General features: G+C 59.9%; 22 protein-coding genes. 13 read left to right on the top strand and 9 right to left on the bottom strand.

Annotated elements, in window-relative coordinates:
* Nucleotides 1-186 precede the first annotated feature (186 nt).
* The 5 genes from ppk2 to MHY24_RS05635 form a co-directional block, all read right to left on the bottom strand.
* The gene (ppk2, locus tag MHY24_RS05650; protein ID WP_023019951.1) at nt 187-1,086 is read right to left on the bottom strand and encodes a polyphosphate kinase 2; all 900 of its coding nucleotides are present in this window, start codon (nt 1,084-1,086) and stop codon (nt 187-189) included.
* 153 nt (nt 1,087-1,239) lie between these two features.
* Complete coding sequence (locus MHY24_RS12055) at nt 1,240-1,371, bottom strand: hypothetical protein (protein ID WP_255712198.1); 132 nt, start codon at nt 1,369-1,371, stop codon at nt 1,240-1,242.
* Nucleotides 1,372-1,443: 72 nt separating this feature from the next.
* Nucleotides 1,444-1,632: a hypothetical protein gene (locus MHY24_RS05645; protein ID WP_239228649.1), complete on the bottom strand. Its 189-nt coding sequence runs from the start codon at nt 1,630-1,632 to the stop codon at nt 1,444-1,446.
* A 666-nt stretch (nt 1,633-2,298) separates the two neighbouring features.
* The gene (gene groL / locus MHY24_RS05640) at nt 2,299-3,945 is read right to left on the bottom strand and encodes a chaperonin GroEL (RefSeq protein ID WP_023019954.1); all 1,647 of its coding nucleotides are present in this window, start codon (nt 3,943-3,945) and stop codon (nt 2,299-2,301) included.
* Nucleotides 3,946-4,180: 235 nt separating this feature from the next.
* On the bottom strand, nt 4,181-6,151 hold the full coding sequence (locus tag MHY24_RS05635; RefSeq protein WP_239228648.1) for an OPT family oligopeptide transporter: 1,971 nt from the start codon (nt 6,149-6,151) through the stop codon (nt 4,181-4,183).
* A 237-nt stretch (nt 6,152-6,388) separates the two neighbouring features.
* Here MHY24_RS05635 and MHY24_RS05630 point away from each other — a divergent pair, with 237 nt between their 5' ends.
* From MHY24_RS05630 to MHY24_RS05595, 8 genes are all read left to right on the top strand, one after another.
* On the top strand, nt 6,389-7,756 hold the full coding sequence (locus MHY24_RS05630; protein ID WP_239228647.1) for a M20/M25/M40 family metallo-hydrolase: 1,368 nt from the start codon (nt 6,389-6,391) through the stop codon (nt 7,754-7,756).
* A gap of 375 nt (nt 7,757-8,131) precedes the next feature.
* The gene (locus tag MHY24_RS05625; RefSeq protein ID WP_239228646.1) at nt 8,132-11,113 is read left to right on the top strand and encodes a Na+/H+ antiporter subunit A; all 2,982 of its coding nucleotides are present in this window, start codon (nt 8,132-8,134) and stop codon (nt 11,111-11,113) included.
* On the top strand, nt 11,114-11,614 hold the full coding sequence (locus MHY24_RS05620) for a Na(+)/H(+) antiporter subunit C (protein WP_239228645.1): 501 nt from the start codon (nt 11,114-11,116) through the stop codon (nt 11,612-11,614). It abuts the gene before it with no gap.
* Entirely contained in the window at nt 11,607-13,433 is a 1,827-nt protein-coding gene (locus MHY24_RS05615; protein WP_239228644.1) for a Na+/H+ antiporter subunit D, read from the top strand. Before MHY24_RS05620 ends, MHY24_RS05615 begins: the two co-directional genes overlap by 8 nt.
* Nucleotides 13,426-13,953, top strand: a complete 528-nt coding sequence (locus tag MHY24_RS05610) for a Na+/H+ antiporter subunit E (RefSeq protein ID WP_204610922.1) — start codon at nt 13,426-13,428, stop codon at nt 13,951-13,953. Before MHY24_RS05615 ends, MHY24_RS05610 begins: the two co-directional genes overlap by 8 nt.
* Nucleotides 13,953-14,228: a monovalent cation/H+ antiporter complex subunit F gene (locus MHY24_RS05605; RefSeq protein WP_005325614.1), complete on the top strand. Its 276-nt coding sequence runs from the start codon at nt 13,953-13,955 to the stop codon at nt 14,226-14,228. Before MHY24_RS05610 ends, MHY24_RS05605 begins: the two co-directional genes overlap by 1 nt.
* Nucleotides 14,225-14,605 carry a monovalent cation/H(+) antiporter subunit G gene (locus MHY24_RS05600; protein ID WP_179387013.1) on the top strand — a complete coding sequence of 127 codons (381 nt, stop codon included), beginning with the start codon at nt 14,225-14,227 and terminating at the stop codon, nt 14,603-14,605. Before MHY24_RS05605 ends, MHY24_RS05600 begins: the two co-directional genes overlap by 4 nt.
* A gap of 15 nt (nt 14,606-14,620) precedes the next feature.
* A complete protein-coding gene (locus MHY24_RS05595) occupies nt 14,621-16,120 on the top strand; it encodes a glycosyltransferase 87 family protein (protein ID WP_239228643.1) in 1,500 nt (499 codons plus the stop codon).
* A gap of 24 nt (nt 16,121-16,144) precedes the next feature.
* On the opposite strand, the gene MHY24_RS05590 is transcribed toward MHY24_RS05595, so the two are convergent.
* From MHY24_RS05590 to MHY24_RS05580, 3 genes are all read right to left on the bottom strand, one after another.
* The gene (locus MHY24_RS05590) at nt 16,145-17,281 is read right to left on the bottom strand and encodes a glutamate--cysteine ligase (RefSeq protein WP_204610920.1); all 1,137 of its coding nucleotides are present in this window, start codon (nt 17,279-17,281) and stop codon (nt 16,145-16,147) included.
* Nucleotides 17,282-17,461: 180 nt separating this feature from the next.
* Entirely contained in the window at nt 17,462-18,271 is an 810-nt protein-coding gene (locus MHY24_RS05585; protein ID WP_239228642.1) for a LytR C-terminal domain-containing protein, read from the bottom strand.
* A 23-nt stretch (nt 18,272-18,294) separates the two neighbouring features.
* Entirely contained in the window at nt 18,295-18,552 is a 258-nt protein-coding gene (locus MHY24_RS05580) for a DUF3263 domain-containing protein (RefSeq protein WP_040425406.1), read from the bottom strand.
* Between the two features lie 16 nt (nt 18,553-18,568).
* On the opposite strand from MHY24_RS05580, the gene MHY24_RS05575 reads away from it, so the two are divergent.
* The 4 genes from MHY24_RS05575 to cls all read left to right on the top strand — a co-directional run bounded on the left by MHY24_RS05575 (nt 18,569) and on the right by cls (nt 22,544).
* The gene (locus tag MHY24_RS05575; RefSeq protein WP_005325608.1) at nt 18,569-19,192 is read left to right on the top strand and encodes a peptide deformylase; all 624 of its coding nucleotides are present in this window, start codon (nt 18,569-18,571) and stop codon (nt 19,190-19,192) included.
* The gene (locus MHY24_RS05570) at nt 19,192-20,181 is read left to right on the top strand and encodes a GNAT family N-acetyltransferase (protein WP_204610919.1); all 990 of its coding nucleotides are present in this window, start codon (nt 19,192-19,194) and stop codon (nt 20,179-20,181) included. The genes MHY24_RS05575 and MHY24_RS05570 overlap by 1 nt, the downstream gene beginning before the upstream one ends.
* Nucleotides 20,182-20,270: 89 nt before the next feature.
* Nucleotides 20,271-21,080: an exodeoxyribonuclease III gene (locus MHY24_RS05565; protein ID WP_204610918.1), complete on the top strand. Its 810-nt coding sequence runs from the start codon at nt 20,271-20,273 to the stop codon at nt 21,078-21,080.
* On the top strand, nt 21,081-22,544 hold the full coding sequence (gene cls / locus MHY24_RS05560; RefSeq protein WP_239228641.1) for a cardiolipin synthase: 1,464 nt from the start codon (nt 21,081-21,083) through the stop codon (nt 22,542-22,544).
* A gap of 267 nt (nt 22,545-22,811) precedes the next feature.
* On the opposite strand, the gene MHY24_RS05555 is transcribed toward cls, so the two are convergent.
* Nucleotides 22,812-22,988 (bottom strand): hypothetical protein, encoded by a 177-nt coding sequence (locus tag MHY24_RS05555; RefSeq protein ID WP_239228640.1) that lies wholly within the window; start codon nt 22,986-22,988, stop codon nt 22,812-22,814.
* 25 nt (nt 22,989-23,013) lie between these two features.
* Between MHY24_RS05555 and MHY24_RS05550 the strand changes: the two genes are divergently transcribed.
* Complete coding sequence (locus MHY24_RS05550) at nt 23,014-23,283, top strand: recombinase family protein (protein WP_350223468.1); 270 nt, start codon at nt 23,014-23,016, stop codon at nt 23,281-23,283.
* Nucleotides 23,284-23,463 lie beyond the last annotated feature (180 nt).

The following is a 23,463-nucleotide window of genomic DNA, read 5'->3' as shown; positions in this document are numbered from 1 at the left end:
AAACAGTTTTCGACAATGTTACCTACGGTTCCGTAACATAACCGCACGGAAATAGCCTTTTAAAATCCCCTAATTTCCGTGAAACTATTCCTCCCCATTTACCCCCTTTTGGTACCCCTAAAACAAAAAGCGGGAAACCCGGGCTTACCGAGTTTCCCGCTTAATGTGCGGCTAATTTAGCTCAACCTAGTCACCAATCTGGTCGCGACCACGCTTGACGATATTTTCGTCGACCTCGCCCACCAGCTCGTGGTCCTTGTTCGTGTACTCGAACTTGGACAGCACATAGCGCATCGCGTTAATACGGGCGCGCTTTTTGTCGTTGGACTTAATGGTGATCCACGGCGACTCTTCCGTATCCGTATAGCGGAACTGCTCTTCCTTCGCACGGGTGTAGTCATCCCACTTATCCAGCGAAGCCAAGTCCATCGGGGATAGCTTCCACTGGCGCACCGGGTCGATCTGGCGGATAGCGAAGCGGGTGCGCTGCTCCTTACGGGTAACAGAGAACCACAACTTAGTTAGGGAGATTCCCGAGCCAAGAATCATGTTCTCCAGCATCGGAACCTCACGGAGGAACTCCGCGTGCTGGCTTTCGGTACAAAAGCCCATAACGCGCTCCACACCGGAGCGGTTGTACCAAGAGCGGTCAAAGAAGACGATCTCGCCACCGGCTGGGAAGTGTTCAATATAGCGCTGGAAGTACCAGGAGGTAGATTCACGCGGCGACGGCTTCTCCAGAGCCACAGTGCGGGCACCACGCGGGTTCAGGTGCTCGTTAAAACGCTTAATGGTGCCACCTTTGCCGGCCGCGTCGCGACCCTCAAAGATAATGATGTGGCGCTGGCCGGTTTCCTTGGTCCAGTTCTGCCACTTCAGCAGCTCAATCTGCAGAGCACGCTTCACAGACTCGTACTCATCGCGAGTCATTCGTTCATCATAGGGGTAATTTTCCCGCCAAGTCTGAACCGGGGAACCATCCGGCATGATCAGCGAAGGATCATCTTCATCGGTTCCATCGACGACGTAGCCGTCAGTTTTTGCCAGGTCGATCTCGGGAAGGTCGTCGTCTTTAATATCAGCCATGCATTAAGTGTAACCCGAATGTAGGCATCAAGCGCGCTAAATTTTCGCAGTTACCCCTGCCCCCAATTGAGCAATAAAACAAAAAGAAGGCCTACCGATTCGGTAGGCCTTCCTTCTTCAGCGAGCGTTAAAGCTCAGAACTGAAGGATGTTCTTATGCGAACATGCCGAGCAGGTCGGAAGCGCCCTTAGCAATCTGAACGAGCGGCTCGATCAGGGTTGCGTAGATGTTCAGGTCGTTTGCGAACTCGGAAGAACCGATTGCGAAGTTAATGAAGCCGTCCATTTTATCTCCTTAGGACTAGTATTTGATGATTGAAGATCAGAACCTAAAAGGCCCCGATGAGAAGTAAATGAATTACTTGTTCTCAGTAATCAGGGAAGAGGTGCCTGGGAAGAAATCAGCTGCCTCAGGCTCGGAGGACAGGAAGTCGAAGGCCAAGATGGTGTTCTGGAAGAAGGAACCAACGTTGCCCAGGATCTTGCCCCAGCCTTCCCAGGTGGTGACGAAGTTGTCCAGGTGGGTGATTACGTTAGAGAGATCCATATTTGAACTCCTAAAATAGATCCGAAGCTTTTGCCGCGGAGGGGTTTGCAGTTTGCAGACACCCTCAGTGGGCGTCACATGATTTATTTTGGCACAAGTTTGGACGAAATCAAGTCAAATTCGCATGAACGTTCCGGCACATTGGCAACTTGATAAGGATGGGGTTATAAATTATGGCAGTCATTAAAAACTTTTTACCCCAACTCAAAGTCCACTGAACTGGGCTTTTTGCCACGCCCCAAATAGGTAGGTGAATTAAAACTTAACACTGTAACGCTTTTCCGTGTAACGAACGATAGATAGGCCTGAAACTCCACCTCTGAGAGCGAAAAACTTTTATAAATTTCTGCCCTTCAGTTACCCCTATACGGGGTCACTGAGACGCATGGTTAAGGTGTTAAAAGCTGTGACGGTAATTGTTAAGCCTTCAACCGCGATAAGGTTCCGGGTTGTTCATTACCCCGCAGCCCAAATCGAAATCAGCTATGACGAGCATCTTCGGAGGGCTTTCCCGTAAAGACGAGGCGCCGCTGTATCGCACCAATTAAGCAGAATGATGCAGACACGCCGAAGCGCCCCGCTTCATGCGCTCAAAAGCACAGAAACGGGGCGCTCAGAAGGGGCTAGAGGGCTCTAAAACGTGCCCTAATACCTCGTCTTCGGGACCTAGAAGCCCATGCCGCCCATGGCATCAGCATCCGGCATGCCGTTGTTGGCGCCAGCCGGCTCAGGCTTGTCAGCAACAACAGCCTCGGTGGTCAGGAACAGCGCTGCAATAGACGCAGCGTTCTGCAGAGCGGAGCGGGTGACCTTAACCGGGTCATTGATGCCAGCCTCCATGAGGTTGACGTACTCACCGGTAGCAGCGTTCAGACCCTCGCCCGCCGGCAGGGAGGAAACCTTGTCAGCAACAACGCCCGGTTCTAGGCCAGCGTTGTGTGCAATCTGCTTCAGCGGTGCAGACAGAGCCTCGCGAACGATCTTGACGCCGGTAGCTTCGTCGCCCTTGAGGTCATCCAGGGAGTCCAGAACGGAAGCGGCCTGCAGCAGGGCCACGCCACCGCCGGCAACGATGCCCTCTTCCACGGCAGCCTTTGCATTGCGGACTGCGTCCTCGATGCGGTGCTTGCGCTCCTTGAGCTCGACCTCGGTAGCGGCACCGACCTTGAGGACGGCAACACCGCCGGAGAGCTTAGCCAGGCGCTCCTGCAGCTTCTCACGGTCGTAATCGGAATCGGAGCTTTCGATCTCGGCACGAATCTGCTTGATGCGGCCATCGATCTGCTCCTGGGAACCGGCGCCCTGAACGATGGTGGTCTCGTCCTTGGTGACGACAACTTTGCGTGCCTGGCCCAGGTACTCGAGCTCGGCGGTCTCGAGGGAGAGGCCGACCTCCTCGGAAATGACCTGGCCGCCGGTGAGGATGGCCATGTCCTGCAGGGTGGCCTTGCGGCGGTCGCCGAAGCCCGGTGCCTTAACCGCAACGGACTTGAAGGTGCCGCGGATCTTGTTCACAACGAGGGTAGACAGGGCCTCGCCCTCAACATCTTCAGCGATGATGAGCAGCGGCTTGCCGGACTGCATAACCTTCTCCAGCAGCGGAACCAGGTCCTTGATATTGGAGATCTTGGAGGAAACCAGCAGGATGTACGGATCCTCCAGGACTGCCTCCTGACGCTCCATATCGGTAGCGAAGTAGCCGGAGATGTAGCCCTTATCAAAGCGCATGCCCTCGGTAACCTCAAGGTCAACGCCGAAGGTGTTGGACTCTTCCACGGTGATAACGGAGTCCTTGTTTACGGAGCCGTTGCCCACGGTGTACATGGCCTCGGCGATCTTCTCGCCGATGGCCGGGTCAGCAGCGGAGATGCCAGCGGTGGTAGCAATCTGCTCCTGGGTTTCTACTTCCTTGGCGGAAGACAGCAGGGAGTCCACGACCTTCTTGGTAGCGGTCTCGATGCCGCGCTTGATGCCCATTGGGTTGGAACCTGCGGCTACGTTGCGCAGGCCCTCGCGTACCAGAGCCTGTGCCAGCACGGTTGCGGTGGTGGTGCCGTCGCCAGCGACGTCGTCAGTCTTCTTGGCAACTTCCTTGACCAGTTCGGCGCCGATCTTCTCGTAAGCATCCTCGAGCTCAATTTCGCGAGCGATGGAAACACCGTCATTGGTAATAGTCGGAGCGCCCCAGGACTTTTCTAGGACGACGTTGCGGCCCTTGGGGCCGAGGGTGACCTTGACGGCGTCGGCAAGCGTGTTCAGGCCGCGCTCAAGGCCGCGGCGGGCCTCTTCATCAAAAGCGATAATCTTTGCCATTGTGTTTGTGCTCCTTGGTTTATTGAGGACGACACTCACGTCTTTCTCGCTGCGGACGCCCGCGACGGCATGGCTGGTGAGTGTGAACCAACCTCAACCACAACGATGTAGATCTATCTAGCACTCATACTGTGCGAGTGCTAACGACCATTCTGGCACTCTACCACCGCGACTGCAAGAAAAAATGGCGCCCCCGCGAAGGGACGCCATTATATTATAAGGAATGGATCAGAAACTAGGAGCTCTTGACCGTGCGCTTAGTCCAGCGGTAGATGAACGTCAGCGCGACAATAAAGAGAATCACGCCGACGATGGTGGCAGACGTGCCGCCCTCGAAGATCTCTAGCGGGTTCTCGCCGCCAGCGGCGGCGATGATGCCGGCGTTGACCACGCCAAAGAGGGACTCACCCACGATGAGACCGGTAGCCAGGAGGGTACCCATTCGCTTGGCAAACTCCGGGTGGGATTGCTTCGCGGCCCACTTGTCATAGAAGGTGCCCAGGATGGCTCCGATAGGGATGACGATGGTCAGGGCGGCCGGTAGGTACATGCCCATGCCGGCGGCCAGCGGGGACAGCGAGTACTTATCGGTGAACTTGCGCAGGAGCTCGTCAATAATAATAAGGACAGCGCCAATGGCCATACCGATGAAGATAAGGTTCCAATCCAACGAGCTATCGAAGATGCCGGAGGCAACGGAGGACATCAGGGCCGCCTGTGGGGCGGCCAAGGCGTCTTCGCCGGCGCCTTCCATGCCTTGGAAGCCGAAGCCATTGAGCATGACCTGCAGAATCGGCGGGATAACCAGGGATCCGAAGACCACGCCGATGATGAGCGCTACCTGCTGCTTCCACGGAGTAGCGCCGACGAGCTGACCGGTCTTGAGGTCCTGCAGGTTGTCATTGGAAATGGTGGCAATGCCAAAGACGATGGCCGCGGTGAAGAGCGTGTAGGCCACCAAAGACAAAGGATCCGCAGTGGTACCGCGGGTGACGGCCGCGATGAGCAGCGAGGCGGCGAGCACGGCGATGATGCCGATGGAGGAAATTGGCGAGTTAGACGCACCAATCAGGCCGGCCATGTAGCCACACACGGAGGCGATAATCAGGCCTACCAGCAGGGTAAAGAGGACGGAGACGGTGATGAGCACGGCCATGTGGTCGTGGATATCGGTACCGCGCACAAAGTCCCACAACAGCAATGCGATAGGCACCATGAACGCCACGATGGTGGTGGCGACATAGGGGAAGGGAATATCGCGCTCGGTGACGTCCACGGCGGAGCCGGACTTGCGGGCGCGCGAGGAGGCTAGGGACTGGCGGATGCCCACAGCAATGGGAGCGGCGATCTTCAGCAGGGTCCAGATGGCGGCAATGGCCATGGTGCCCACGCCGATGAAGCGGATGTCATCGGAGAAGGTGGTATCGACGACGTCGGCAAGCGCGGTGGCGCCCGTAATATCGCCGGTGGTGAAAATAGGCAGCAAGATGAAGTAGGAAATCACCACGCCTACCAGCATGGCAATGCCTACCGGCAGGCCCACCAGGTGGCCCACGCCGATAAGCGCGGTGGACAGGCTGGTGCCCAGGGTGGTCGCGCCAGCGCCGAGCTTGAAATAGGCGGTGACCTCGGAGGCGGCGGCTTTCATTGCGGTCAGCAGCGCCATGACGGCCGAGGTAATGCCACCCGCGACGATGACACGCAGGCCCTTGGCATTTTCTTCCTGGCTGGTGCCAGACGCATTCTCATCGCCCACCTTGAGGACCTCGGCCGCGGCCACGCCCTCCGGGTAGGGAAGATCGGAGCCGGTGACCAAAGCGCGGCGCAGCGGGATGGAATACATCACGCCCAGCACGCCGCCGATGATGCATACGCCGGCCGTCTGCACGAAGCCAAAGCCCTGCCAGTAGCCCACCATGACCAGGCCCGGGAGGACAAAGATAATGGCGGACAAGGTGCCCGCGGCAGAGGCAATGGTCTGCACAATGTTGTTTTCTTTAATGTTGTGGCCCTTGAACCGGCGCAGCACCGCCATGGAAATCACGGCGGCCGGGATGGAGGTAGCAAAGGTCAGGCCCACCTTCAGGCCTAAGTACACATTGGCGGCGGTGAAGATGAGGGTAATCAGGCCACCGATAATGATGCCGCGCAGAGTCAGCTCGGGCAGGGAGGCCTTGGAACCTGCGGCGGATGATGCGTTCGCCATGCCAGGTCCTTTCTATTCTCGGCTATGAAAGTTTCTTATTTCACCCACGCAGCGGGCTACAACGGATTGCAGCCCGCTACGTCCGTTTCTGTCTGTTTGGCGCCGGTTTCTTCCCGGAATAGGGTCCGAACGGACAAAATCCGCATAGGGTGGAATGAAAAAATTTTAGTTCACCACCCCAGCGTTTTCCTATTCCGGTTGCTCTATAGCTTGGGGAGGGCGGGTACCGTAGAGAACATGACTGCACTTAATGAAAGCATTCGCAACGATCGCGAGACCATTTTCCGCCAGCTCAGCGAGCTCGTGGCCTTTAATTCCGTCCACGACGAGGAAGGTTTGGAGGACCAGACCAAGGGCGCAAGCCAGTGGGTTAAGTCCGCACTGGAAGAGGCCGGAGTGAGCGTGGAAACCATCACCACGGCCGATGGCTCCACCGCCATCTTGGGTGAGCGCAAGGGCGATGAAGGCGCCAAGACGGTACTGCTGTACTCCCACTATGACGTGGTGCCGGCCGGCAACCGCGAGGCTTGGGAATCCGATCCGTTCACCCTTACCGAGCGCGAGGCCGCCGATGGCTCCACCCGCTGGTACGGCCGCGGCGCCGCCGATTGCAAGGGCAATGTGGCCATGCACCTGGCCGCCCTGCGCGCGGTGGATAATAACGGCGGCACCAAGGTGAACCTGAAGTACCTCATCGAGGGCTCCGAGGAACGCGGCGGCGAGGGCCTGTCCCAGCTCATCAAGGATCGCCCGGAGCTTTTTGCTGCCGACGCTATCCTCATCGCCGATGCGGGTAACGCCGCTGTGGGCCAGCCCACCTTGACCACGTCCCTGCGCGGCGGTGCGCAGATTGGCGTGCAGGTCGATACCTTGGCCTCCGCTGTCCACTCCGGTCAATTCGGCGGCGCGGCACCGGATGCCGCCAAGGCGTTGATGCGCGCCATCGACTCCCTGTCCGATGAGTACGGCCGCACCGTTATCGACGGCGTGGATACCACCGCCGAGTGGTCCGGCCAGGAGTACCCGGCCGAGGCCTTCCGCGCCGATGCGCAGCTGCTGGAGGGCACCAAGATCATGGGCGAAGACGACCCGGCCGGCGCCACCCCGGTGGCCAACATGGTCTGGTCCCGCCCGGCCATTACCGTGACCGGCTTTACTTCGACCCCTGTGTCTGAGGCTGTCAACGCCGTGCCCGCCACCGCTTCCGCCCAGCTCAACCTGCGCGTTCCGGCCGGCGCCGATGCCGCCGCGATTGCCGACGCCGTCTGCGATCACCTCCGCGCCCACACCCCATGGGGCGCCCATGTTAAGGCCGAGGTGCTGGAATCCAACGCCGGCTTTGCCACCGATCCCGAAAAGCCAGCCGCTGCCCTGCTGGGCGAGTGCCTTTCCGAGGCCTACAACGCGGAGACCGCCGCGCAGGGCATGGGCGGCTCCATTCCGCTGACCACCGAGCTGCAGGAGGCTCACCCCAACGCGGAGATCGCTCTCTACGGCGTGGAGGAGCCAAAGTGCACCATCCATTCCGCCAATGAGTCCGTCGACCCCACCGAGATCGAGAACATCGCCGCCGCGGAAGCACTCTTCTTGCAGCGCTACGCCTAAGGGCTCACCCCTCCCGGCCGCCGCGGCCACCGCGGCTGCCGCCGCTTCGGTTTAGCGGCTTGCCGCCAACTCCCCGCGTCCCGAACCGATGGGATGCGGGGTTTCTTTCTACTCTAGAACGGCCCGAAATAGCGGCATATAATACAGTGCATAAAATTATTCCTTTCAAAGCCGTGGAAAAACCGGTAAAGTGGCAAAAAGTTGGCCCCGCGCTCGGCCATGTTGCTTGCACTGTGCCGCCGCGGCGTACTCAGCGGCGCGCGGCTCGTGAATGTTCTCGCCTTTCGTCAGCTGTGTTCTCGTGTGTGTGCTCGTGGTATTCGCGGCAGCGGGGCAGAAGAACGTGACACAACCATAAGGAGCGCAGTAACCAACGTGCTAGTACTTCTGGGTGCTCTTATCGCCGCCTCCGTGGTCGCGCCGCTGCTCAACATGCGAATGGGTCGCCCGGCTTTTGGAATTTTGGCACTGGTCCCCGGCGCAGGCTTCGTGTGGACTCTCATGCATTTCCTGCGCGGCACCTTCACAGACGGCGGCGCGGTCGAACGCACCGTGGAATGGATGCCGTCCGCCAACCTGAGTTTTAGTCTCCGCTTGGACGGACTAGGCGCGCTATTTAGCCTCATCATCTTGGGCATGGGCGCGCTGGTACTGGTGTATTGCTGGGGCTATTTCGATGGCACGCGGCGCCGCCTGGCCATGTTCGCCGCGCAAATGGTGGGCTTTGCCACCGCCATGTTTGGCCTGGTGGCCGCGGATAATTTCCTGCTGATGTACGTGTTCTGGGAGATTACCTCCATGCTGTCCTACCTTTTGGTCAGCTACTACGCGGAGCGTGTGTCTTCCCGCCGCGCCGCGCAGCAGGCACTCATGGTCACCGCACTGGGCGGGCTGTCCATGCTCATGGGCATCATCCTGCTCGGACGCCAGACCGGAGCGTGGACCTTTAGCGATATCACCGCCTATCAGCACTTTGCCCAGACGCCATTTGTCACGGTCGCCATCGTGCTCATCTTGGCGGGCGCGCTAACGAAGTCCGCCATCGCGCCGGCCCACTTCTGGTTGCCGGGTGCGATGGCGGCGCCGACGCCGGTTTCCGCTTATCTCCACTCCGCCGCGATGGTGAAGGCAGGCATCTACTTGGTCGCGCGCCTCGCGCCATCGATGTATGAGGTTGCCACCTGGCACGTGGTGGTTATCTCCCTCGGCGTATTTACCATGCTGCTGGGCGGCTGGATGGCGCTCAAGCAGCGCGACCTGAAGCTGGTGCTGGCCTACGGCACTGTCTCCCAGCTGGGCTTTATTACTTCCATCGCAGCTGTAGGCTCCCGCGAGGCCATGCAGGCCGCACTTGCGCTGACCTTTGCGCACTCGCTCTTTAAGGCGGCGCTCTTTATGGTCGTCGGCGCCATCGACCACTGCTCAGGCACGAGGGATATCACCAAGCTATCCGGCCTAGGGCGCAAGGAGCCCTTCCTCTTTGGCATCGCTATCATCTCTGGCCTGTCCATGGCCGGCGTCCCACCGCTCTTTGGCTTCGTGGCCAAGGAGGCCGTGTTGGAAGCCACCATGCACGAGGACCTACTGGCCGGCATGCCGCGCAATATGATGCTCGTGGCCTATGTCCTCGGCTCTATCCTCACCATGGCTTATACCCTGCGCTTTTTGTGGGGCGCCTTTGCTACCAAGCCGGAGGTTAATGGCACGGAGCCGGCAGAGGCCGTCGCCAAGATGCATCCCGTCACCATGGGACTATGGCTCTCCCCTGCCCTACTGACCGCCCTGACCGTGGTACTGGGTATATTCCCCAAGCCGCTCTCGGCGGCCTTTGACCAGCACCTCAACTCCACCTTTGGCCCGAAGGAGCATAGTGAGCTGGCGCTGTGGCACGGCTTTACCGTGGCGCTGGGCCTTTCCGTGCTCATTATTGTGGGCGGTATTGTCATGCACTGGCAACGCCAAGCCCTGGTCAAGTGGCAATTCACCTACCCTGCGCTGGGTAATGCGGATGATGCCTATGATTCGGTCATTGCTCTTCTGCGCCAGCTCTCGCTGCGCACGACGGCAACCACGCAGCGCGGCTCCCTGCAGCTGAACCTCACGGTCATTTTTGCCACCTTGATGTTGCTGCCGGTAGCCATGCTCATCAAGGGCGACCTCACCGATATTCGGATGATTGTGGCGGAAAATCCCTGGCAGATCGTGGCCGCCGTCATCATTATTGTGGCCGCGGTGGCCGCCACGGTCACCGATAACCGTCTGTCCGCCGTCATCATCGTGGGCGTGACCGGTTATACCCTCGCCTTCATCTTCGCTCTGCACGGTGCGCCGGACTTGGCGCTTACCCAGCTACTGACGGAGACCATAGTCATGGTTCTTTTCATGCTGGTGCTGCGCCGCATGCCGGCCTCCACCGAGTGGAAGCAGGACCCCAAGATGGGGCGCCTGCGCGCGTGGCTTTCCGTGGGCACGGGCCTTACCGTCACCGTGGTGGCGATGTTTGCTATTAACGCACGTCAGTCTAAGCCCATCTCCGAGTTCATGCCGGATCTGGCCAAAGAGATTGGACACGGCGCCAATGCTGTCAACGTCTTGTTGGTAGACCTGCGCGCGTGGGATACCTTTGGCGAAATCACGGTCATCATCATTGCCGCGCTGGGCGTGGTCTCTCTGATTTATCGCACCCAATCCTTCGGCCGCGAAAGTCGCCGTCCCACCCTGCGGGTTACCGGCCGGCGGTGGCTGGCCGCCGGGGTGGAATCAGAGCAAGCACTCAACCGCTCGCTGATGATCGATGTCTCCACGCGCGTGCTCTTTCCGTCCATGGTCGCACTGTCCTTCTACTTCTTCTTCGCCGGCCACAATGCCCCTGGCGGCGGCTTTGCCGGCGGCCTCGTCGCAGCGCTAGCGCTCATCTTGCGCTACCTGGCTGGTGGGCGCGCGGAGCTGGAAGAAACCCTGCCTATTGATGCCGGCCGCACCATGGGCACCGGTCTCTTGCTGTCCGCACTGGCCACGGTGACCCCGATGTTCTTTGGACACCCGCCGCTTACCAGCGGATACACCTCGCCGGAGATTCCGCTCATCGGCAAGGTTTCACTGCCTTCAGCGTTGGTCTTTGACGCAGGTGTCTACCTCATCGTCGTGGGGCTCACGCTCTATATCTTGAATTCGTTGGGTGCCAAGCTGGACGAGGAAGAGGATATGCGTAAGCAACGTGCCCGTGATCGCGCCCGCTCGCTGGCCCGGCAGCAACGCCAACGCACCGCCAAGCAAAAGGCACAACGGGCCCAGCACAAGGAAAAGAAACAAGCCGCTACAGCAAGCACAACCGCCACCACAGGGAAGGAGAAATAAATGGAAGCCAACCTCTTCCTCCTCCTGGCTGCAGGCGTGCTCGTAGCCGCGGGCGTCTACCTACTCCTGGACCGCGCCATGACCAAAATGCTGCTTGGACTGTTGCTTTTGGGCAATGGCGCTAACCTCTTCTTGCTGCAGTCCGGCGGTTCGGCCGGTTCCCCGCCTATCGATGGCCGCGACTCGGAACCTTTCGGCGCCGAGATTGCGGACCCGCTGACGCAGGCAATGATTCTGACCGCCATCGTCATTTCCATGGCGTTGACCGCTTTCATCCTCACCTTGGCTTACCGGCAGTACCGCTACCGTACAGACGATGTCATTGAAGATGACGCGGAAGATACCGCAATTGCCGCCAAGGCCGCACGCCCTGGCAATGCGGCCGCCAGCCCGGACCACGATGCGTCCAATGATCCGACTACGGGCCGCGCCACCAAGCAAGGCGATAATTTCGGTCCTGCATCCTTCGAGGAGCCGGTAAAGGGGGCCCGCGATGAGTGAGACCGTACAGCCGCTTGTCGATGTCCTCTTTCCCTACATCGGCTACCTCATTCCGCTGCCCATTATCATCCCGGCGGTGGCCGCGGCCCTCGCCTTGATTTTTTGCCGCATCCCCAATGCGCAGCGCCAGATCGTGTTCTTCTCGCTGCTCATTACCGCAGTGGTTAATGCCATCCTCATCCTCATTGCGGATTTTGAGGGTATCCAAACGCTGCAAGTAGGTGGCTGGGACGCCCCAGTGGGCATCACGCTCGTGGCGGATCGCCTCTCTGCGGTGATGCTCTTTACGTCCTCCGTGGTGCTGTTTTCTGTCATTTGGTACGCCATTTCCCAGGGTGTGCGCGATGGCACCAAGGACGAGCCGGTGGCTGTCTTCTTGCCCACCTACATGCTGCTGACCATGGGCGTTAATATTTCCTTCTTGGCCGGCGACCTCTTCAATCTCTACGTGGGCTTCGAGGTCTTCCTCGTGGCGTCGTATGTGCTGTTGACCCTGGGTGCCTCGGCCGGACGCGTGCGCGCCGGTGTGGGCTACGTGATGGTGTCGATGGCCTCGTCCATGATCTTCTTGCTCGCGTTGGGCTTTGTGTATTCCTCCGTGGGCACGATGAACATGGCCCAGATTGGCCAGCGCATGCAGGACATCCCGGAGGGAACACGCACCGCCATCTTTGCCACGCTGCTCGTCGCCTTCGGTATTAAGGCTGCCGTGGTTCCGTTGGACGCCTGGCTGCCGGACTCGTATCCCACGGCGCCGTCGCTAGTTACGGCCGTGTTCGCTGGCCTGCTGACCAAGGTCGGTGTCTACGCCATCATCCGCGCCCGCACCTCCGTCTTCACCGCCGGTGGGCTCGATACCGTGCTCATGTGGGTCGCCCTCGCCACGATGTTGGTGGGCATCCTGGGCGCAATTGCGCAGTCCGATATTAAGCGCCTGTTGTCCTTTACCCTGGTCAGCCACATTGGCTACATGATTTTCGGTGTTTCCCTCGGCACCGCCCAGGGCCTGTCCGGCGCCATCTTCTACGCCGTGCACCACATTCTGGTCCAAACCGCGCTATTCCTGGTGGTCGGACTGGTTGAGCGCCAGGCCGGTACCTCGTCGCTGCGCCGCCTGGGTTCGCTGATGTACTCGGCCCCGCTGATCGGAATTTTGTATTTCATCCCGGCCATTAACCTGGGCGGTATCCCACCGTTTTCCGGATTCTTGGGCAAGGTCATCTTGCTGCAGGCCGGTGCTAATGAAGGTTCCTGGATGGCATGGGTGCTCATCGTCGGTGCGGTGGTTACCTCGCTGCTGACCCTCTACGTCATGATGCTGGTGTGGGCCAAGGGCTTCCAACGCGACCGCGCCGATGCCCCGGAAGGCAACGTGGCTCTCGCGCGCCCCGCCCCGCTCTCCGATATCACCGATGAGGTGGAATTTTCCGCCCGCCAGGATGTGGGCCGCGTGCCCTTTGGCATGATTGCTTCTACTACCCTGCTGGTGGCCGCGTCCACCTCCATTACCTTCCTGGCCGGCCCAATGTCCGGCGTGACTTCCCGCGCTGCCGAATCCGCACAAGATACTTCTATCTACCAGTACGCGGTATTGGGCGACCGCGCGGATGATCCCACCCGCCATCTCAACCAGAAGGAGCGCTACACCGGCGGCGCGGACTCCTATGAAAATCGCCGCAACCCCTCCCCTGAGGCGGAGCCTCCGGCCTCACCGGACTTAGATGCCCGCACCGACCCAGAAGCCGGTGGCCGCGATTCGCATTCCACGGATGTAAAGTCCCCGGACGCCGCCAAGAGGAAGGATATTAGCGATGACTAACATGCGCTTTTCCGGTCTGCGCCACCGCTTCCGCCCGTGGTTCATCGTCTGGCTGGTAGTCATGTGGTGCATGCTCATGGGCGAGGTCACCGTGGGCAACCTGGTGGCAGGGCTTATCATCGGCGTCGTCATTGTCTTTGCCCTGCCGCTGCCAGCCATGCCTATCACCGGCATCGACGTCTCTTGGGGCAAGCTCATTGTGTTCATGCTCCGCTGGTTCTGGGAGTTGTTCTACGCCTCGCTCAAGGTGGGCTGGCTGGCCGTGCGCCCGCAGCCGGTGCCCAAGACCGCCATCTTGGAGCTGCCCATGCGCTTGGATAATGAGTTCGTACTCTCCCTGGCCGTAACGCTGTATAACCTGCAGCCAGGCGGCACGGTGACCGATATCGACATTGCCAACCGCATGATTACCGTCCATATCTTAGACGCCCGCGATGAGGCCCAGATTCAGCGCGAAATCGGTGCCGTGGCCCACCTTGAGGCCTCATTCATCGACATCTTTGAAAGGAGCCACCCCTAATGGATCCGCAGATCTATAACGCGATTTTGCTGGTGGCCGCCGCGCTGCTGGTGGTCTCCTTCCTCATCACCGTCTGGCGTATTGTCACCGGCCCCAATTCGCTGGACCGCTTGGTGGGCATGGATGGCTTTACCGCGATGTTCCAGTGCGCGCTGGCTACCTATATGTGCTGGTCACTTAACACGACCGTGGTCTCAGCCATGCTGGTCATTGCGCTACTGGGATTCATCTCCACCGTGTCCGTCACTAGGTTTAGGAAGAGGGATAGCCAATGAGCTGGTCCTTTATTGCAGATGTACTCTCGCTCATCCTCATTATTGGCGGCAGCGTCCTCACCTTGGCCGCAGCCATCGGCATCGCTCGGTTCAAGGACACGATGTCTCGTGTACACGCGGTAAGCAAGCCACAAACCACAGGGCTTATCCTCACCATCCTCGGCGCCATCATCCGCATCACTGGCGCGGAATCCTTCAGCGTAGCCGAGCGCGGGGATTTAGGAATACTCGTTTTGCTGGTACTGTTTGCCATGTTCACTAGCCCGGTAACCGCGCAGCGCACCTCACGTATTGCACGCCGTGAGGGTCTGTATGGCACCGAGGAATCCATGTCCCGCAACGACCGACCCGCCGCGAAGTCGCTGCGCCGCAAGTAGGAGACGCTTTTCACCGTGAAAAAGCTTTATGGGCTTCCCACTGTGGTGACTTTGCTCGCCGCCCTTATCGGCGTCATCGTCTACCGCTTCAGCATCTTCGACGGCAATAGCGCCTTTGTGTGGCGCGTCCCCCTGGATCTGAAGATTTATTGGCTCGCCGGCGGAGAGGTGGCCCAAGGCGCGGATCTCTACGATAACGCCTACATCGGCGACCTGCCTTTTACCTATCCGCCCTTTTCCGGCACTCTTTTCACGTGGCTTTCCAGGCTTGCCGACGCCCCCTTGATCCTTCTCTGGCAGGGCGGCACCGCCCTCGCCTTGTTCACGGTTATTATGCTGGTCCTGCGCGAGCGCGGCCTCAAGCTCTCCCCGGCAATTTGGCTGCTGGGCGTTTTGCTGCTGTGCTGCACCCCGGCGAATGAACCGGTGCACGGCACCTTATTCTTTGGCCAGATCAACATCTTTTTGATGCTGCTGGTGGCCTTGGACATCCTCCCGCGCAAGCGCGCTCTTCCCGGCATCGGCATTGGTTTGGCCGCGGGTATGAAGCTCACCCCGGCCTATATGGGTCTGGTCTTGCTCTTCCAGAAGCGCTGGTGGCAAGCGATCATCGCCATCCTTACCTTCGCGGTGACCGTTGCCATTGGTTTCGTGACCATTCCGGATGCCGCCGATTTCTGGACCGACGCTATCTTTAAGTCCTCCCGCGTGGGCGAGCACACCAACCCAGGTGCGCAGTCCATTCGCTCGGTGATGGTCCGCGCATGGGGCATCGATGGCGGCTGGATCTGGCTCGCCGCCGTGGTCGTGGTCTTCATCTTGACCTGCCTGGCGCTGCGCACCGCGATGAAGCACCGCAATAATTCCGCCGCACTCGCGCTTGCCGGCATCAGCTCCTGCTTGGTCTCCCCCTTCTCTTGGTATCACCACTGGGTGTGGACGGTGCCGCTGGCCGTCGTCGTGCTGGTTGCCGTCAACCAAGGTCTGGGCAAGCGCCTGCCCGGCATCCTCGGCGCGCAGGTCGCTGGCTTCGTGTCGGTGCTCGCTATGTGTGCGGTAACCATGCCGTTTATCTCCGCACCCGTGTGGCTATCTGCGGCTAGCCGCTCGCTCAACCACTGGGATCTGCAGCCGTGGGGAACGTTGGCCTTCACCGGCGCCGGCGTCCTCTTTATCGCCTTCTACGCGGTGTGGGGTTTTATTCCTGGCAACCAGCCGGAAGAGGAAGCGCCCGCCCCGGGCCGCCACCACTTACCTGCGCAGCCCACTGGCGCAAAGCCCGCTGGTGCGCAACCTGCTTCCGCGGAGGCCGGGGCACTCCCGGCGCGCTCGTTTAATACGGCAGCTACGAGCCGGAGGGGCCAGGTTCATCCACGGGCAGCGCAACCCGTCAGCGATGAAACGGCAGAAATGCCCGCGGTAGGGCCGGAAACGCGCGCGTTCCCGGCGGCTCAGGACATCACCGATATCCCCGATATCCCGGCCTACGGTCGCCATTCACGCTCCGAGGACTAGCCCCGGGCCCGCCTGCCCGCCGCTTTAGAGCGGGCGGAAGGTGTGCAACTCGCGGCAGGTCTCTTCGACCACCTCGCGCCAGCTGCCCGTCTCTTTAAAGAGACGGCGCTGCCGCTCATAGCCGGCTCCGCCATCGATAATTTCGTGGATGAGCTTTAACTCGTTGACGCATCCCAGCTCGCGCGCAATGGGGCTAAACTCATCCACCATCTCCGCTAACTCGTCCTTAACCCAGGCCTCATCGGTCTCGCGGGAGGTAATCACCAGCGCGTCCATGCCATAGCGGGCACCGCGCCACTTATTTTCTGCCACGTGCCAGGGCTGCAGGGTGGGAAGGGGCTCCGCGGCGTCGATAAGCCGGTCGTAGTACACCACCAAGCAGTGAGTGAGCGCCACGATGGCGGAGAGCTCGCGCAGGTTGGACGTCGCATCAGAGACGCGCACCTCCACCGTGCCCCACTTGGACGCCGGCCGAATATCAAAGTGCATGGAACCGGTGTGATTAATAACGCCGGAAATGGCCTGGTCGCGCATATAGGACTGCCACTCGGCCCAATCGCGGAATTGATACGGCATGCCTGCGGTGGGCAGCTGTTGGTACAGCATGGTGCGGTTGGAGGCATAGCCGGTATCGAGGCCCTCCCACCCGGGCGAGCACGCAGAAATGGCCAGCAGGTGGGGGTACTTGGTCATCAGCGCATTGATGATGCGCCATACGCGGTCCTCGTGGCTAACGCCCACGTGCACGTGCGTGCCCCAAAGCAGCATCTGCTTGCCCCAGTACTGGGTGCGCGCGATGATTTCTTGATAGCTGGGCTTATCCGAAAGCGGGTTCTCCCGGAAGTCCGTAAACGGGTGGCCACCAGAGGCCCAGACGTCTACGCCCAGTTTATCGGCTGCTTCTTCCACTGCCTTCAGGGAAGTGTTCAGGTCAGCGATGGCTTCCGGCACGGTATGGCAGACGCCGGTGACCAGCTCCACCGTGTTCTGGAGAAATTCCTTTTCCAGATGAATCTCGGGGTGGGTTGCAGTGGCGAGGTCAATGAGTTCTGCGCCGCGCGGGACAAGGTCGCGCGTGCCACGGTCCACGAGCGCCACCTCCCATTCCACGCCGAGCGTTGGTTCGGGAGAGCGGGCGAATTGTTCTGCCGGGATCTTCACCCATTCAGCTTAACGGGTGACAGGTATTAAGGCGTGAATTTTATTTAACCTGTTCGCACCGGTGGACGGGCGGTCGCGGACAAGTTCAGATCACAAAAGTCCAAGGCATTCGGCCGAAGAACTATGGTGCTTGCTCTTCGGCCGGATGGCCTTGGACTTTAAGTCAGGTGCGCGGCTTGCTTAGGCCTGCGGTACCGCCAGGGCGACGACGACGGCGCCGTCATCGGTTGCTTCTTTAGGCAGGTCGCGGTTCATCGGGGCGATATCGGCCTGGTAGCGAGCGGCGACTTCCTTGGCCAGAGCCTCAGCGGAGGCATCGCCTTCTGGGAAGAAGACGGTGGTCTTCGGAACGGTGAGGACATCGCCCGGCAGGTTGCCCACGTAGCCAACCTTGAAGCCGCCACCCTTGAGGGAATCGGCTTCCTTCTTGGCCTTGTCTACCTCGCCGGAGTTATTGAGGACGCTGACCTTAATATCGTTGCGGTCGCGCGCGGCGGAGTGGGCGTTTTCCTCGCCTGCGGCGGCATCTCCCTCAGCCGCGGCTCCCTCATCGGCAGCGCCGGACGCGGCCGAGTCGCCTGCAGCATCGCTTTCGCCCTCACCTGGTGCCGGTGCGGGGGCAGGGGCGCTCGCACCCTCGGAAGCACCTGGCGCGCCAGGGGCACGGGAGCCTGCGGCGTCGGGGCCGGCAGATCCTTCGGGCGCGGCACCGATGGTGGAACCGGCAGAGTTTTCCTGCGTGCTCTCGGAGGCCACGGTGGAGTCATCGTCGCCTGAGGTCATGGAGTACAAAGCCCAGAGTCCGAGCATGACGGCCACGGCGATGAGGACCATCGCCAGGCCGCGCAGCGGGAGGCCGCCCTTTTTAGCGTGCGCGCCACCACCAGCGGGGCGCTTAGCTGCACGGGAAGCGGACGCACCGGCAGCGGAGCCGGCGCGGGTTTCGTCGGATACCTTGTCGGTCGAATTTTCCGGATTCACATTAGTCACATACGCAACACTAGTACTCAGAATTAACTATCTGGGGTATTTCCCCGCGCGGCGCGCCGCGTGTCTTCTCGCTCCTCGCGCAGGCGCCGCAGCCGTGCGACCAGAAGCGGGTGGGATTGGGCGGCCGCGGGGGCGTCGAGAAGCAGGTTTAGGCGCTGGTGGTAGCGCACCGGGGAGATGTCCAGCTGCGCGCGGATAGCCTCTTCCTTGCGGCCGATGCTGCGCGGCGCGGTTTCCTCGAAGTCCAAAATGGCGGCGTCTAGGTCAGACAAGGGGTTCATGCCTAAACTGTAAGGCATGACTATTCGCCCCATCGTTATCCACGGCGAGACCGTGCTTCACGAACCCACCCAACCGGTGGAAGAATCCGAGATTTCCACCCCGGAAATGCAGCAGCTCATCGCGGACATGTATGAAACCATGGACGCCGCCAATGGCGTGGGCCTGGCCGCTAACCAGGTAGGAATTGGCAAGCGCCTCTTTGTCTACCACTGCCCCGATACGGATGGCCCCAATGGCACCGAGCTGCCGTCCGAAGAGGCGGGCATGCGCAAGGGCTGCGTCATTAACCCCGTGCTGGAGACCTCCGAGATTCCAGAAACCATGCCGGCCGACGACGGCTCCGATGACGAGGGTTGCCTCTCCGTGCCGGGCGAGGGCTTTCCCACCGGCCGCGCCGACTGGGCGCGCGTGACCGGCAAGGACGAAAACGGCAATGACATTTCCGTCGAGGGTTATGGCTTTTTCGCCCGCTGCCTGCAGCACGAGACCGGCCACCTCGATGGTTTCCTCTACACCGATACCCTCATTGGCCGCTATAAGCGCCAGGCCAAGAAGGCCATTAAGCGCCACGGCTGGACCGAGCCAGGTTATTCCTGGGTACCGGGTGAGGACGCCGATCCCTTCGGCCACGACGACTAATGTCACGCATTTTCCGCTCCGATGCCGTCCAAGTGGGCGAGCGCGTGGTGGCCCGGCGCGACTTCGGCGATGTGCATAGCGATGTCATTGGGCACGTACTGAGCCTCAATCCGCTGGTCATTCGCCCACAAGAGGTCGGCGGCTACCCCTCCGACCTGGAGGCGGTGGAGATCCCGCCGGAGCAGCTGAAGATCATTAAACGCCTCTCCCCGCGCATGGTCCGCAATTCCGATATCCGCGCAGTGGAGGTTGCCGCGGCCTCGGCCTTCCCCGGCACAGACCACGCCTGGACCAGCGATGGTTCCTGGCTACTGCGCGCGAGCGACGGGGTTTCCGGCCACTCCAACTCGGCCGTGCCCCTTGGCCCTTCCGCGGGCTTTACTCCAGTGCCGTTGGAAGAGATTAAGGCCTTCTACGCCCGCCACAACCTTCCGGTGCGCCTGCTAGTCCCGGAGCGCATTGGCAAGCCGGCCGAGCGCCTGCTCGCCGACCCCGCCTGGGAGACCGAGCCAGAGATCCTCGCTATGGTCCTGCGGGATCTGCCCACGCTTGCCGACGCCCCCTCTCCCTCCCCCACCTTCCACCTCACCGCCCAGCCCGATGACGAGTGGCTGGCGATGTATCAATCCCGCACCGATACCCTTTCTGCCGAGGCGTTGCAGAGCCTTGGCTCTCACGTCGAGGGAACGCTCGGCTTTGGCCGCCTGGCCATCGATGGCGAGACCGTCGCCATTGCCCGCGGCGCCCTGAGCGAATCCGGCGATGGCACCACGTGGCTGGGTCTTTCTGACATCGAGGTAGCCAAGGACTTCCGGCGCCGCGGATACGGCACGCTCGCGCTCCAGCACCTGCTGCACTGGGGCCACGACAACGGCGCTGAGCACGCGTACCTCACCGTCCCGGCCTCGAATATCGCCGGCGTGCGGCTGGCGGAGAAGCTCGGTTTCATCGAGCAACACCGGCGCATCTACGCCCGCCTGCGCGACTAGCTCTCCGCGCTGCGGACTTCCGGTCTGGGCGGTGAGCCTTATGGGACTGCCCGCTGACCTTGCTACAGCGGGCAGGTAACCTATGTGGCATGCGCATCGCCACGTGGAATATTAACTCCGTTCGTACCCGCACACAGCGGGCGCTGGACCTTATCTCCAAGCACGACATCGATGTTTTGTGCCTGCAAGAAACTAAGGTAAAAGACGATAAGTTTCCACGCGAGGCCTTCGAGGACGCGGGCCTACATGTCACCTGCCACGGGCTCAACCAGTGGAACGGCGTGGCCATTGTGTCCAAGGAAGAGCCCGAGGACGTCTTTATCGGCTTTCCGGGCCAGCCAGGCTTTGCCAAAGATCCAGAAAAGCCGCAAGACCGTGAGGCCCGAGCACTAGGGGCGCGCATCCGTGGCGTAGAAATCTGGTCTCTCTACGTGCCCAACGGCCGCGAGATTACGGACCGCCACTACGACTACAAGCTGGACTTTCTCTATCACTTGGCGCGCTATGCAGAAGATCATGCGCAATCCAAGCTGCTTATGACCGGTGATTTCAATATTGCCCCGCGCGATGAAGACGTGTGGGATATTGAGGCATTCCGCGGCAAGACTCATGTCACCGAGCCAGAGCGCGCCGCGTTCCAGATGCTGGAAGAAGCCGGCCTCGAGGAAGTTACCCGCCGGTTCACGGAGGACCAGCGCTATACCTACTTCGATTACAAAGGCATGCGCTTCCAAAAGAACGAGGGCATGCGCATCGACTTCCAGTTGGCTTCAGCCCCGCTTGCCAAGCATGTGACCGGCGCGCAGGTAGACATGGTGGAGCGCGCCGGCGATAAAACCTCTGATCATTGCCCGCTTATCGCAGATTACGATCTGCCCGATTTCGATTCCGTTCGTTAAATGTCTTGGTCTCTTGATCTCAGCTTCTGGCAGCTCGTATTCCTGATCCTTGATTACGGCATCAAGATTATTGCCGTTGGTTTTGTGCCGGAAGGCCGTCGGCCTTCCAGTTCCACCGCGTGGCTATTGGCTATTCTGGTGCTGCCATTTATCGGCCTGCCGCTGTTTTTGCTCATGGGATCGCCGTATATCAACCGGCGTCGCCACCGCATCCAGCAAGAAGCCAATGAGAAGATTGAAAACGTCACAGCCCGCACCCCGGATCATCCGCAGGGCCTCCTTTCGGCGGAAGTAGAGTCGGTTATTCGGCTCAACCGCGAGCTGACCGGGTTCCCAGCATTGGTGGGCCATAACCTTGGCCTGCACGCGGATTATGACGAGTCCATTCGCGCCATTGCCGCCGCTATTGACCGCGCCGAGAAGTACGTATCCATCGAGATCTACATCCAGTCCTGGGATGAGACCACAGACGTCTTCTTTGAGTCGCTGCGCAGGGCTACCGCCCGAGGTGTAAAGGTGCGCTTGCTCTTGGATCAGATCGGCAGCTTCAAGTACAAGGGCTACTTCACGCTGGGCAAGCGGCTAACGGAGATAGGCGTCGACTGGCATCTCATGCTGCCCATCCAGCTCCACAAGGGCCGCTTCCGCCGCCCTGACCTGCGCAATCACCGCAAGCTGGTGATTATCGATGGCAAGGTGGGCTTTATTGGCTCGCTGAATATGATTAAGCGCCAGTACAAGACCAAGGACCGCTACTGGATTGACTACATGGTGGAGCTTTCCGGCCCGATTGTGACCTCCATGTCCGCAATCTTCGCCGTGGATTGGTACCTCGAGGCAGAAGAGAACCTGCCACTGGATGAGCTACCCTATGACGACGCCCAGACTGCCGACGCCAACCACCTCCAGATAATCCCCTCCGGGCCGGGTTACACCACTGAGCCAAACCTGCGCATGTTCAACTCCCTGGTACACCACGCCAAGGACCGGCTGGTGCTGTGCTCGCCCTACTTCGTCCCGGATGAATCCCTGCTGGAGGCCGTGACCACCGCCTGCTACCGCGGCGTGGACGTGGAGCTTTATGTATCGGCAAAGGCAGACCAGTTTATGGTCAACCACGCCCAATCCTCTTACTACCAGGCGCTGCTGGAGGCGGGCGTGCACATCTACCAATTCCCCTACCCCTTTGTGCTGCACTCCAAGTTCATCATCACCGACCCGGATGACCCCGGCCGCGATCCGCTGTGCATGTTTGGCTCCTCCAATATGGACCCGCGCTCGTTCGGCCTGAACTATGAATCCACCATGTTGGTGGCCAAGGGTGACCTCATTGACCAGTTCAACCAGCTCGTATCCAATTACCGGGCCGTATGCCATGAGCTGACCCTTGAGGAATGGAATGAGCGCGGATTTATCCGCCGCTACGTGGACAATGTCATGCGCCTAACTTCTGCGCTGCAGTAAAGCGCGCAGTGTCTGCGGCGGCTGCAGCGAATTCTGCGCGTATTTACCCATCCGAAGGCACTTCAACCTGCGGGTTTATCGATTTTCCCAGGTGGCATATAACTATATCGCTGTAGATCTATACCCCGAGCCGATCAACCAGCAAAACCGTCATCTTGTGGGTTATGGTTTATACTCCCGGGGCCAGGCACCCTTGCTGAAAGCCAGGTTGTCATTCGTCGCATTAATAGCGTTCATTGCCACCAGTTTCTTATCCGACGGGATTGTTCAAAAAGACTCAATGCGAACAGTGAAATACTCACCCTCGGGAACGAAGATGGCAACACCTTGCGGAAATTGGGCACCCCAGTCACCGTTGTCCTCTCCCGCAGAAATCTCCAACGTATCCAGAGACTTGACGAGCATGGAGGTAGAGAAGGTCGTGATGTCTTTATATGAACTCATATTGTTTCTACTTAGTTAAGTATTGATGAGACGTATGGGGTCAGCCCAGTCCACGACACAGAACTTTGAACGACAAACCGCAGCAATGAAGAAAGAGAAGTGCCTTCGCATCTTCACCGATACTGTTGGCCGTTCATCTACCGAACGTCCGGGGCTTGATGGGGCGTTGAATTATGTGCGCCCTGGTGGCCAACTTGTGGTGACTAGCATGGATCGGCTGGCTCATTCGTTAATTGATTTGCACCGATTGGTCGATGCCCTGACCAATCGGGATATTTCGGTGAAGTTTCTGTAAGAGGGGCAAACCTATTCTTTGATTTCCATGCGAATTTCCTCGGCAGCGTGATGAAGTGCCCCAGGTTTTGTTCCGTTTAAGTAGATGGGAAAATCTGGAATATGCCAAGAAAATTTGACCAGGATGCAAAGGACCGTGTGGTCCGTCTCGTGGAAGATCGCATCTTGGCAGAAAATATGT

Origin of the sequence: Corynebacterium sp. ACRPQ (genome assembly GCF_022347225.1) — a bacterium.
GTDB lineage: Bacteria > Actinomycetota > Actinomycetes > Mycobacteriales > Mycobacteriaceae > Corynebacterium > Corynebacterium tuberculostearicum_D.
The sequence above is the reverse complement of the archived record's forward strand: the minus strand, read 5'-3'. Positions and strand labels throughout refer to the sequence as shown.

What these genes read in the sequence shown, in the direction of transcription:
- cls (WP_239228641.1), top strand. Translation starts at nt 21,081, where the DNA reads ATGTCTTGGTCTCTTGATCTCAGCTTCTGGCAGCTCGTATTCCTGATC.
- MHY24_RS12055 (WP_255712198.1), bottom strand. Translation starts at nt 1,371, where the DNA reads ATGGACGGCTTCATTAACTTCGCAATCGGTTCTTCCGAGTTCGCAAAC.
- MHY24_RS05575 (WP_005325608.1), top strand. Translation starts at nt 18,569, where the DNA reads ATGACTATTCGCCCCATCGTTATCCACGGCGAGACCGTGCTTCACGAA.
- MHY24_RS05580 (WP_040425406.1), bottom strand. Translation starts at nt 18,552, where the DNA reads ATGAACCCCTTGTCTGACCTAGACGCCGCCATTTTGGACTTCGAGGAA.
- MHY24_RS05645 (WP_239228649.1), bottom strand. Translation starts at nt 1,632, where the DNA reads ATGGATCTCTCTAACGTAATCACCCACCTGGACAACTTCGTCACCACC.
- MHY24_RS05605 (WP_005325614.1), top strand. Translation starts at nt 13,953, where the DNA reads ATGGATCCGCAGATCTATAACGCGATTTTGCTGGTGGCCGCCGCGCTG.
- MHY24_RS05610 (WP_204610922.1), top strand. Translation starts at nt 13,426, where the DNA reads ATGACTAACATGCGCTTTTCCGGTCTGCGCCACCGCTTCCGCCCGTGG.
- MHY24_RS05635 (WP_239228648.1), bottom strand. Translation starts at nt 6,151, where the DNA reads ATGGCGAACGCATCATCCGCCGCAGGTTCCAAGGCCTCCCTGCCCGAG.
- groL (WP_023019954.1), bottom strand. Translation starts at nt 3,945, where the DNA reads ATGGCAAAGATTATCGCTTTTGATGAAGAGGCCCGCCGCGGCCTTGAG.
- MHY24_RS05570 (WP_204610919.1), top strand. Translation starts at nt 19,192, where the DNA reads ATGTCACGCATTTTCCGCTCCGATGCCGTCCAAGTGGGCGAGCGCGTG.
- MHY24_RS05550 (WP_350223468.1), top strand. Translation starts at nt 23,014, where the DNA reads ATGAGACGTATGGGGTCAGCCCAGTCCACGACACAGAACTTTGAACGA.
- MHY24_RS05620 (WP_239228645.1), top strand. Translation starts at nt 11,114, where the DNA reads ATGGAAGCCAACCTCTTCCTCCTCCTGGCTGCAGGCGTGCTCGTAGCC.
- MHY24_RS05555 (WP_239228640.1), bottom strand. Translation starts at nt 22,988, where the DNA reads ATGAGTTCATATAAAGACATCACGACCTTCTCTACCTCCATGCTCGTC.
- MHY24_RS05565 (WP_204610918.1), top strand. Translation starts at nt 20,271, where the DNA reads ATGCGCATCGCCACGTGGAATATTAACTCCGTTCGTACCCGCACACAG.
- MHY24_RS05600 (WP_179387013.1), top strand. Translation starts at nt 14,225, where the DNA reads ATGAGCTGGTCCTTTATTGCAGATGTACTCTCGCTCATCCTCATTATT.
- MHY24_RS05615 (WP_239228644.1), top strand. Translation starts at nt 11,607, where the DNA reads ATGAGTGAGACCGTACAGCCGCTTGTCGATGTCCTCTTTCCCTACATC.
- MHY24_RS05630 (WP_239228647.1), top strand. Translation starts at nt 6,389, where the DNA reads ATGACTGCACTTAATGAAAGCATTCGCAACGATCGCGAGACCATTTTC.
- ppk2 (WP_023019951.1), bottom strand. Translation starts at nt 1,086, where the DNA reads ATGGCTGATATTAAAGACGACGACCTTCCCGAGATCGACCTGGCAAAA.